The 9,931-nt window shown below is 61.4% G+C and carries 11 protein-coding genes; 2 read left to right on the plus strand and 9 right to left on the minus strand.

Annotation, left to right across the window (positions count from 1 at the left end; translation table 11 throughout):
- The 3 genes from catA to AC5DC2_RS12910 all read right to left on the minus strand — a co-directional run.
- Positions 1-786: catechol 1,2-dioxygenase (gene catA / locus AC5DC2_RS12900; RefSeq protein ID WP_491698764.1), on the minus strand; the 786-nt coding region annotated here is incomplete at its 3' end.
- A 66-nt stretch (positions 787-852) separates the two neighbouring features.
- The gene (catC, locus tag AC5DC2_RS12905; RefSeq protein WP_024708825.1) at positions 853-1,143 is read right to left on the minus strand and encodes a muconolactone Delta-isomerase; all 291 of its coding nucleotides are present in this window, start codon (positions 1,141-1,143) and stop codon (positions 853-855) included.
- A gap of 9 nt (positions 1,144-1,152) precedes the next feature.
- Positions 1,153-2,331, minus strand: a complete 1,179-nt coding sequence (locus AC5DC2_RS12910; RefSeq protein WP_491698765.1) for a muconate/chloromuconate family cycloisomerase — start codon at positions 2,329-2,331, stop codon at positions 1,153-1,155.
- Between the two features lie 148 nt (positions 2,332-2,479).
- Here AC5DC2_RS12910 and AC5DC2_RS12915 point away from each other — a divergent pair, with 148 nt between their 5' ends.
- The gene (locus AC5DC2_RS12915; protein ID WP_491698766.1) at positions 2,480-3,403 is read left to right on the plus strand and encodes a LysR family transcriptional regulator; all 924 of its coding nucleotides are present in this window, start codon (positions 2,480-2,482) and stop codon (positions 3,401-3,403) included.
- 137 nt (positions 3,404-3,540) lie between these two features.
- On the plus strand, positions 3,541-3,831 hold the full coding sequence (locus AC5DC2_RS12920; RefSeq protein ID WP_491698767.1) for a hypothetical protein: 291 nt from the start codon (positions 3,541-3,543) through the stop codon (positions 3,829-3,831).
- 118 nt (positions 3,832-3,949) lie between these two features.
- Here AC5DC2_RS12920 and AC5DC2_RS12925 read toward each other — a convergent pair whose 3' ends face one another.
- From AC5DC2_RS12925 to AC5DC2_RS12950, 6 genes are all read right to left on the minus strand, one after another.
- Complete coding sequence (locus AC5DC2_RS12925) at positions 3,950-4,279, minus strand: cupin domain-containing protein (RefSeq protein WP_491698768.1); 330 nt, start codon at positions 4,277-4,279, stop codon at positions 3,950-3,952.
- 36 nt (positions 4,280-4,315) lie between these two features.
- Complete coding sequence (locus AC5DC2_RS12930; protein WP_491698769.1) at positions 4,316-6,256, minus strand: heparinase II/III domain-containing protein; 1,941 nt, start codon at positions 6,254-6,256, stop codon at positions 4,316-4,318.
- 75 nt (positions 6,257-6,331) lie between these two features.
- On the minus strand, positions 6,332-7,426 hold the full coding sequence (locus AC5DC2_RS12935) for an ABC transporter ATP-binding protein (protein WP_491698770.1): 1,095 nt from the start codon (positions 7,424-7,426) through the stop codon (positions 6,332-6,334).
- Between the two features lie 21 nt (positions 7,427-7,447).
- A complete protein-coding gene (locus AC5DC2_RS12940; RefSeq protein WP_024708588.1) occupies positions 7,448-8,287 on the minus strand; it encodes a carbohydrate ABC transporter permease in 840 nt (279 codons plus the stop codon).
- Between the two features lie 10 nt (positions 8,288-8,297).
- Positions 8,298-9,179, minus strand: coding sequence for a carbohydrate ABC transporter permease (locus tag AC5DC2_RS12945; RefSeq protein WP_491698771.1), 882 nt, complete (start codon positions 9,177-9,179; stop codon positions 8,298-8,300).
- Between the two features lie 168 nt (positions 9,180-9,347).
- On the minus strand, positions 9,348-9,931 hold a 584-nt coding region (locus AC5DC2_RS12950), incomplete at its 5' end, for an extracellular solute-binding protein (protein WP_491698772.1).

The following is a 9,931-nucleotide window of genomic DNA, read 5'->3' on the forward strand; positions in this document are numbered from 1 at the left end:
CACGAGGCCGTCGCGGGTCGCATAGGCGAAATCGTCGTTGATCAGCGGATCGCCCTCGATATTGATCTGGGTCGTCAGCTTGCGATGGTCCGGCGCGCTGATGAAGAAGTGGATATGCGCCGGACGCTGGCCGTGGCGGCCGAGCGCGGACAGGAGCTTCTCGGTCGGGCTGCCCGGCGGCACGCCATAGCCGCTCGGCAGGATGCTCTGGAACCTGTAGCGGCCGTTCTCGTCGGCGATGATGGTGCGGCGCATGTTGAACGGCGCCTGCTTGCCGGTCGGGTCGAAGTGGGAATAGAAGCCCCGGGTGTCACAGTGCCAGACCTCCACCTTCGCGCCCGGGAGAGGCTTCTTGTCCGCGCCAAAGACCACGCCGTGCATGATCAGCGTCTGACCTTCCGTGTCGGTGCCATCGTCAAGACGGGCAAAGCCGGTCGCTTCCGGCGCGCCGGCGACATAGAGCGGCCCCTCGATGGTGCGCGGCGTCGGGTTTTCGATGCCCAGCGCCTCGTCGATGGCGTCCAGGCGCTCGTCTATGAAGTGGTCGAGACCGAGGCCGGGCGAGATCAGGCCCGCCTGCCCCGCAGCGCCCAGATCGTTCAGCCAGGCAATGCCGGTCCAGTATTCGTCGGGCGTGATGTTCAGGTCATCGATCGCCTTGAACAGGTCCGACACGAGACGATGGATGATCTCCTTCATGCGCGGATTGCCGTCGGCCTTGTCCAGACCACTGAGGACGTTCAGGAATTCCTGCACGTCGGGACGGTCGAAAATCTTTACGGTCATGACTTCTCCTCCTTGTTCTATGCGTTTTGGACGACGCGGCGCACTCAACCGGCCGCCTGCGTGAATTCAGCTGTCATCCTCACGGATGGCCGAGGGATGGCGCAGCAGGGGCGCGACCTCGATCTGCATGAATTTGAACAGCGGCAGGCCCGACAGCAGCGCATGCAACTCGTCATTGTCGGCCACGTCGAAAATGCTGATGTTTGAATATTGCCCGGCGATCCGCCAGATATGGCGCCATTTGCCCTGCCGCTGCAGGTCCTGCGAATAGGCTTTCTCGCGCGCGAGAATGTCGGCCACCTCGTCGCCCGGCAGGTCACGGGGGATATTCACGTCCATGCGCACATGAAACAGCATTTCGGCCTCCTAGGTGGCGTTCTTGCGGTGGAATCCGTCGCGGGCGAAGAAGGCCACGCGGTCATCGTCGAGCGTGATGCCAAGTCCGGGGCCGCTCGGAATTGTCAGCGAGAAATCGCTGTATTCCAGCGGCGCGGTCAGGATTTCCTCGGTCAGAAGCAGCGGGCCGAACAACTCGGTGCCCCATTGCAGGTTCGGGAAGGTGGCGAAGGCATGGGCCGCGATGATGGTGCCAACCGCGCCTTCCAGCATGGTGCCGCCATAAAGCGCGATACCCGCGGCATCGGCGATGGCCGCCACCCTGAGCGCGTTGAAGGCGCCGCCGCTCTGCTCCAGCTTGACGGCAAAGACGTCCGCGCCATGCACCCGCGCCAGTTCAAATGCCGATTCCGGACCGGTAAGCGATTCATCCGCCATCAACGCGATCGGGAAGCGGCGGACCAGCCGCGCGAGCCCCGAGGCCGTGGCAACCGGCTGTTCCACCAGTTCGCAGCCCGCATCGGCAAGCGCCGCCATGCCGCGGGCGGCTTCCGTCTCGTCCCAGGCCATATTGATATCGACGCGGACGGATCCGCGCCGGCCAAGAGCCGCCTTGATGCGGGCAACATGCGCAATGTCCTCTGCAAGCGGACGGGCGCCGATCTTCAGCTTGAAGATGTTGTGGCGGCGCAGGTCCAGCATTCGCTCGGCCTCGGCAATGTCGCGCCCGGTATCGCCGGAGGCCAGCGTCCAGGCAACCGGCAAGCGGTCGCGCCGGCGCCCGCCGAGAAGCTCGCTGACGGGCAGGCCGAGACGTTTGCCATGCGCATCCAGAAGCGCGGTTTCCACTGCGCATTTGGCAAAGCGGTTTTCCTTCACCATCTTGCCGATCCGCGCCATCAGCGCCTGGACCCGCGTGGCATCCTGACCGACCATCAGCGGCGCGAAATAGGTATCGATCGCGAGCTTCATGCTTTCGGGGCTTTCGCCGCCATAGGCGAGCCCGCCAATCGTCGTACCCTCGCCGATACCGGTGATGCCGTCGCTGCAATGGACCTTCACGAGCATCAGGGTCTGGCCGTCCATGGTCGCGACCGACAGCTTGTGCGGCCGGATCGTGGGCAGATCGACCAGCAGGGTTTCCACGCGCCCGACGACGGGGCCGGCGGTTTCGGGCAAAACGGAATGGTGAGCAGGTGAGCGTTTCATGGCGGAATACTGGCGCGCGACCCTGCATCGCGTCCAACATTATTTCTATTGGCTTTAATACCTTTTGCGCATAGTTTTACGCCCAATGGGCTGAAATCGCGATCGTCATGCCCCAGAATACCGAAAACCTTGGCTTGCGAGGAAGGCTATGGAACTCCGTCAGTTGCGCTATTTCATCGCCGTGGCGCAGCAGCGCAATTTCACCCGGGCCGCGGAAATCCTGAACATCACGCAGCCGCCGCTCAGCCGGCAGATCCAGCTGCTGGAGGAAGAACTGGGGGTTGCGCTGTTCCACCGGACAAGCCGTCCCGTCCGTCTGACCGATGGCGGGCGGCTGTTCTACGAGCAGGCGCTTCAGGTTCTGGGGCGAGTTGACCAGATGGTGGCCTCCACCCGCCGGGCGGGGTTGAAGGAGAAGCAGGTCCTGTCCATCGGTTTCGTTGCCTCAATGCTCTATGCCGGCCTGCCGGCTCTCATCGGCCGGCTGCGGCAATCCGCTCCGGAGCTGGACATCCAGCTCGTCGAACTTCTATCGGTGCAGCAGATTCCAGCGCTGAAGGAAGGCCGGATCGATCTCGGCTTCGGCCGGCTTCGCCAGACAGATACCGGCATCGTCAGCACCGTGCTTTACGAGGAGCGGCTGGTTCTCGCCGTCCCGCCGGGTTCAGAACTGGCGCAGGAGGACGGGCCGCTCTCTCTTTCGCGGCTGGGAGAGCAGAGACTGATTGTCTACCCCAAGGAGCCGCGACCGAGTTATGCCGATCAGGTTCTGAACCTGTTGCTCCAGTCCGACGCGCACGCCGGCGCGGTGCAGGAAGTGCGCGAACTGCAAACGGCGCTCGGTCTGGTCGCGGCCGGCGCCGGGGTTTGCGTGATCCCGGGCTCGGCCCGCCAGATGCGTTCCGATGTACACTACCGCCCCCTCGCCGAGCTCCATGCGACGTCGCCGGTGATCCTGTACCACCGCGAGGGCGAGAAGCCGCGCTGGCTGGCGTTGATCCGCAGCCTGATCAACGCCGCCGCCGGTCAGGCCGAATGCGATGCGGCCCACACCGCGGCGAACTGGACGTGAGCCGTTGGGGGGCCCGCTGCAAGTGACGCGAGGGGCGCTGCTCGCGGCAGCTTCGAGAGGTCGTCGCGGCTTTGCCCAGCAAAGACATCGCCGCCTGATACCTGCGCCTTTCGCGACAGGCCGGGAATTGCGTGTCGGTGACCGCCTCGGGCACGGAGCCCGACACAATCGGCCTGCCGGCAACCGCAATTACGGCCGGCCTCGACCGGATCAATGCCGAAATGGCGCGCGCAAGCTCCGCGGCCGAATCCGACGGGTCGAAAGGCGTGCCGAGCATGTCGAGCAAGAGCCGGGCACGCCCTTCCATCGCGGCGCGGTCCATGAAGCCGAAGAGCCCCTTTCGCATTTCTCCACCCAGCATCGCATTGCCGGCCACATCGAATTTTGAGAACGGCTTCCGTTCCTGGCGCACGAAGGCTATGCCATGATGCGCCAGCGCGCGGGTGTCAGGCTCTTCATGCGGACACCGTCAATCGTGATTCCGCACCTCGTGACAAGCCTTGAGTTCCAAGCCGGAAGGGCGCTGTGACGGGGGATCAAGACCGCTCAGGATAACTTCAGAAAGTCCTCACGCATCGGCACGAAAGTGTCGAGCAGCTTGCCGGCTTTCAGGCAGCGGCAGCCATGCGGAACATCGGGAGCCTTGTAGAGCAAGTCGCCGGCCTTCACGATCTTGGTTTCATCGCCGATGGTGAATTCGAACGCGCCGGAAAGAACATAGGTGAACTGCTCATGGTAGTGGTGATGAAGCGGCCCGACGGCGCCTTCCTCGAAGGAAACTTCGACCGACATGCCGTTCTCGCTGTAGGCAAGAATTTTCCGGCTCACGCCGTCGCCCAGATCCTCGACCTGGACGTCATTGCTGTAAACAAACATCTTTCTTCCTCCTTTCGACGGGACGAAAACCGTCCGTCATTCAACGTGCATCGTCAGTCCGAAACGGGGCGTGGCGAGATCTGCGGCCTCGAAGCAAATGCGGAAGATGCGCCCGCCCCAGACTTCCAGATGGCGCGGATCGGTGATCTCGATCGGTTCCACATTACTAACGCGCAGATTTTTCGGCGTAATGACGAGTGTTCGGTTCTCACCGGCAATCCGGCATGATCCGTCCTCCTGCACCGTGATTTTACGGTCGGAGACATGCAGCGGCAGCATGAAGCGCCTCAGCGGTTCGCCGAGCATTATTTCGTCATCGATCCGGATTTCGGCGGCCTCGTGGCTGAACGTGATCTTGCGTTGGATGCGTCGGGAGCCCGGCTCGCTGAAATAGGCCGGTCCGGCGTCGAGGCTGAGAACAGTCGAGATGCCGTCATGCCGGTAGTCAACATCGCGTGCGGCAGCCCCCGCCCCCGCATACTGCAGCTGTTCATTGACGCTCGGAACATTATGACCCTCCGAGCTGATGTGCCACATATCGTAGCGCGTTTCGGTAAAGGTCGCGCGCGAATAGGCGCCTTGCCCGAGATCGATGATCATCGGTTCACCATCGAGATAGACGCTGAAATGCCCGACGTCGTTGTGGGAGTGATGGTTGACCTCCGGATCATTGCTGCCGGCGATTGCGCTCAGCATCAGACCTGTTCCCGGTCGCTCATCCGAGCGCGCGATCATCATCTGCATATCGGCAAGCCAGACCGATTTTTCACAGGTCCGCGGCGTGGCGTTCCGGTTTTCAGGCGTCCAGAACAAAAGCCGGGTCAGATGCACGAGAAACTGCCGGGCATAGTCATTGCGTCCGCGCGCCCTGCCCGGATTGGCAAGCTTGCGCGCCGCCAGCCGGTCGATATCCGCGCTGACGAGACTTGCAAGCTGCTCCGACCCGATCAGACCGGCATAGCGGCTCAAGAGCCCCTGGTCGAGGTCCAGCTTCAGGCCGCCATCGGCGAAGTTGACGAAGAGATTCTCGGCGATGTTGAGGGGCAGGATATGCTGCCCGAAATTGCGGAACTTCTCATTCTCCGCCGCATTCAGGCCCAGGCCGAAACGGTCTTCGATGAGACTGACAAACCCGGCGAGGCGCCCTGCACTCACAACCCAGTAGCCCGGCCCTTCGATACAGGCGCCCGATGGCTCGATCGTGTCAAAGAAACGCTGCATCGGCACCATGAGTTTCAGCGCAAGGCTGACGAGGCGCTGTTCGTCCTCAACCGTATAGCAGGCGGCCAGCAGAAGATTATGCGAACACCACGCCGTCCAGTTGTTGCGCCCGAGATACCAGCCATAAAGCTTGGGCCCTTCGAGCAATTGCAGTGCGCGCCGGTCGATTTCGCCATGAATGCGGTGGTAGAGGGAAGGAACCGTTTCAAGCAGTGTATGCCTGAGAAGATAGCACGTCTCGGCCAGCGTTGCGGCCGTTTCACAGGCGAAAAGATCGAGATAATCGTCGCCGGGAACAGGCAGAGGGTCATCCTCCTTCCAGGGATTGGCCCGCTTGAACATCACCATGTCGTGCTGGCCGGCAAAATTATGCGCCGGCACGCACCAGCTCACCTCGCCGAGAATTTCCCAGAGATAGTCGATGATCTTCGCAAGATATGTGCCCTTGGCCGTCAGGCATTCCGCGATGACGAGATGCGAGAGTTCATAGCGCCGGCGAAAATAGCTTTCCTCATAGAATGTCCGGTCGCCATTGGTCATGAAATTCATGTACATCGTGCCGGTCAGCGGATCGATCTCTTCATCCAGAAGCCGATCGGCAACGGCGATGATGGCCGCAACCGGCATTTTCAAAGCCGGATCTTCGGCAACGGCGGCCCACCGGTCGCGCTCCTCGATACCGGGAAACGGTTTCCAGTCTTTGTGTTTTTGCAGCCCATCAAGGAGCCGCTCGAATTTCATCGCATCTTTGAACATTTCATTTCCCGTTCGGGCACAGGCCGGTGACCGCATAGCAGCGGCCGGCTGGTTATTTTCGATATGTCTTGAGCTTCAGCTGTCTTCGCGGCGGCGGATCCGTTTTCCGCTTCCGGCATCGAAGACCCGAACCTTCGAAAGGTCGGGGATGATCGTGACAGCCTGCCCCGCTTGCAGCGGACGCTGTTCCTTGAAGGCCGCGGTAAGGCGATAGCCGCCCGCATCCGACACGATCACCATGTCCGAGCCGGTGTTCTCGACGGCATGAATTGTGGCGGAAATGCCGCCCCCCGGATGCCCCGCAACAATGCCGACATGTTCCGGGCGGATGCCGTACAGAATAGCCTGCCCGTCGCGGCAATCATGACCCGATCCAAGCGAGAGCAGGGTTCCGTCGACAAGCCGCGCCGCCGCCTCGCCATGACCGCCTTCCACACGCGCCTCGACAAGGTTGATCGAGGGCGTGCCGAGAAAGCTGGCAACGAAGGTGTTGACCGGGTCCTCGTACAGCGTCAGCGGCGGTCCCGCCTGCTCAACCCTGCCATCGCGCAGCACGACGATCTTCTGACCGAGCGTCATGGCCTCCACCTGGTCATGCGTCACGTAAACGGAGGTCGTGCCCAGGCGCCGATGCAGATCGGCGATCTCGCCGCGCACCTGTACCCTGAGCTTCGCATCGAGATTGGAGAGTGGTTCGTCGAACAGGAACACCGACGGGTCGCGTACGATGGCCCGGCCCATCGAAACGCGCTGCCGCTGGCCGCCGGAAAGCGCCTTCGGCAAGCGCTCAAGCAATGGCTCGAGCTCGAGCATACGCGCGGTCTCCTGCACCTTTTCGGCAATCTGCGCCTTCGGCATGCCGGCAAGCTTCAGCGCAAAACCCATATTCTCGGCCACCGTCATCTGCGGATAAAGGGCATAGGTCTGAAAGACCATGGCGATATCGCGCTGTTTCGGCGGCAGTTCGGTCACGTCGCGCTCGTCGATCCTTATCGCGCCGCTTGTGACGTCTTCGAGACCGGCGATAATGCGCAGCAGCGTCGACTTTCCCGAACCGGAGGGCCCGATCAGAACACAGAACTCGCCATCTTCGATATCAAGCGACACGTCATGAATCACGTCGACCGCGCCGAAGGACTTGTTGACATTTTTAAGGCTTACTGAACCCATTTTTTCACCTGAACCTTTCGCTTAGCCCTTGACCGCGCCGGACATCAGCCCGCGATTGAACTGTTTTTGAAGCAGGAGATAGACAATGATGCAGGGCACCGTGGCGATGACGGTAACGGCGATGAAGATGTTCTGCTGCATGATCTCGTCGACGCGCAGCGAGCGCAGGACAACGGGCAGCGTATAGAGATTGCGGTCGTCGACAGCAATCAGCGGCAGAAGATACTGATCCCAGATCATCAGGAAGCCGAAGATGGTTGCCGTGCCCAGCGCCGGCTTGACGAGCGGCAGAACCACGCGCCAGAAGATCTGCAGCTCATTGGCGCCATCGACCCTTGCCGCATCTTCAAGATCGCGCGGAATCGCTTTCATGAACTCCGTCAACAGGAACACCGAGAATGCCCAGCCAACCACCGGCAGGATCATCGCCGCATAGGTGTTGTAGATGGACGTATGCAGGATCGGCAGTTTTGCATGCAGGATCAGGTAGAGCGGGATCGCGATCACTTCATCCGGCAGCATCATCGTCGACAGGATCGCAAGGCTGACGATGGCGGCACCCCGAAACTTCTTGCGGGCGAGCGCATAGGCGGCGAGAGCACTGACCAGCGTCTGCAGTGCCGTCGCGATGACAACGACGAACATGGAGTTGAAGAGGTAGATCCAGACCTTCACTTCCGTCCAGGCGTAGATGAAATGGTCGAGCGTCGGCTGACTCGGCCAGAGCACCAGCTGACCCGGCTGAACCGTGTTCTTGGTAAAGGCGGTGGCGACAATACCCCAGAACGGGCCGCAAAAGACGATGAGCAACAGGGCATAGACCAGCCCGCGGGCGATACGTTGAGAGAGCGTCATTTTCATCAGATCATCCTCACGTCCGGTCGATCCGGTTCTTCACGGTGACATGGACGATGGTCAGGGTCACCGTGAAGGCGAACAGCAGGAAGGACACCGCCGAGGCATAGCCGTAATCGAAGCGCTCGAAACCGGTCTTGAAGATACTGGTCATGATCACTTCGGTGGCGCCGGCCGGCCCGCCGCCGGTTGTGGTGTAGATTTCGGTGAAGACGCGGAAGCCACGGATGAGCGAAAGCATGATCACCACCGAAAAGGCAGGCACGAGACCGGGGATCGTGACATGCCAGAGCTTGCGCAGCGGGCTTGCGCCATCGACATCGGCGGCGTCGTAAAGCTCCCGGTTGATGCCCGCGAGACCGGCGATGAAGATCACCATGTTGTAGGGCACATTTTTCCAGATCTGCAGCAGTATGACGATGAACAGCGCCTGATCGGGATCGGACATGAAACCTTGCGGCGCAACGCCGAAGACGCCAATCAGCTGGTTCACCACGCCGGTCGCCCCTGGATAGAAGAGAATTCTCCAGATTTCGGCGAGAACGGCAATCGATGTCACCGCCGGGAAGAAGATCGCGGTCCGGATCAGGCGGATATGACGGGCCTGCCCCTCCAGAGCCATGGCGACGGCAAAGGCGATCATGCCGCCTGCGAGCGTGGTCACGACGACATAGATAAGCGTATTGAGCGTTGCCGCATGCAACGCGCTGTCGGAAAAGGCGCGTTCAAAATTGGCAAGTCCGACCCACTGGTCGGCGCCGATGAATTTCACCTTGTAGAAGCTCATGAAAAGCCCCTTGACGATGGGCACGAACTTGAACCAGGTGAAAACGATCAGCGCCGGAGCCAGAAAAAGCCAGGGAATAATCCAGCTCAGGTTTTTGGAATGAAACCGCATATGCTCCTCCGCGGAACGCCAGAAAGCTCTGGCAGGCGCCGGAAACACCACCGGCGCCGAAACGTGCGAAAACTGACGGCAATGGCTTGCAGCCGGACATTTTCCGATGGCTGTCAGGCGCTGCGCCACGGAACACAAATGCGCGGCGCCTGACTGTTTGGACGGACCCTACCTGGCGAGGACGCCCTGCTGGTCGAGTTCGGCGTTGATGACCTCGTCTGTGTTCTCAAGGCCGGCCATGATATCGGAATCGCAGCTTGAAAGCACCTGATTGAGGCCCTCGGCTGCGGCCTGCCGGATCGGTTTCCAGTTGGGCACGCTGGGGAAATAGCGGGCCGACGTGGCATAGAGATCGGCATAGGTTGCCCATGCCGGATCGGGCTGGACCGCCTTGGTATCCACATTCTTGTTGACCGAAAGGCGCACAATCGCGTTGTCGCCGGTACCGGCGGCCATGCCGGTTTCCTGTCCCTTTTCGGAGATCAGATATTCGATGAACTGCTTGGCCGCATCCTCCTGCTCGGTGGTGACCATCACGAAGGCGGCTTCGCCTTCGGCGAGCTCGGCCTGGCCGGCCGGACCGGCGGGCGGCGCAATGACTTCGAACTTGTCGCGGCCGGGCTCGCGCACGAAAGCCGCGATGTGATACGGTCCGGAGCGATAGATGCCGGCCTGACCCGACGAAAAGACAGGCGTCGCATCGCCGGTGGTCGACGTGATTGCCGCGGGCTGCGCATAGCCTTCGCAGATCA

This window comes from Martelella sp., assembly GCF_984369615.1.

Bases quoted from the DNA above. Each gene is read 5' to 3' on its own strand.
- catC (WP_024708825.1), bottom strand. From the start codon at position 1,143: ATGCTGTTTCATGTGCGCATGGACGTGAATATCCCCCGTGACCTGCCG.
- AC5DC2_RS12910 (WP_491698765.1), bottom strand. From the start codon at position 2,331: ATGAAACGCTCACCTGCTCACCATTCCGTTTTGCCCGAAACCGCCGGC.
- AC5DC2_RS12915 (WP_491698766.1), top strand. From the start codon at position 2,480: ATGGAACTCCGTCAGTTGCGCTATTTCATCGCCGTGGCGCAGCAGCGC.
- AC5DC2_RS12925 (WP_491698768.1), bottom strand. From the start codon at position 4,279: ATGTTTGTTTACAGCAATGACGTCCAGGTCGAGGATCTGGGCGACGGC.
- AC5DC2_RS12930 (WP_491698769.1), bottom strand. From the start codon at position 6,256: ATGTTCAAAGATGCGATGAAATTCGAGCGGCTCCTTGATGGGCTGCAA.
- AC5DC2_RS12935 (WP_491698770.1), bottom strand. From the start codon at position 7,426: ATGGGTTCAGTAAGCCTTAAAAATGTCAACAAGTCCTTCGGCGCGGTC.
- AC5DC2_RS12940 (WP_024708588.1), bottom strand. From the start codon at position 8,287: ATGAAAATGACGCTCTCTCAACGTATCGCCCGCGGGCTGGTCTATGCC.
- AC5DC2_RS12945 (WP_491698771.1), bottom strand. From the start codon at position 9,179: ATGCGGTTTCATTCCAAAAACCTGAGCTGGATTATTCCCTGGCTTTTT.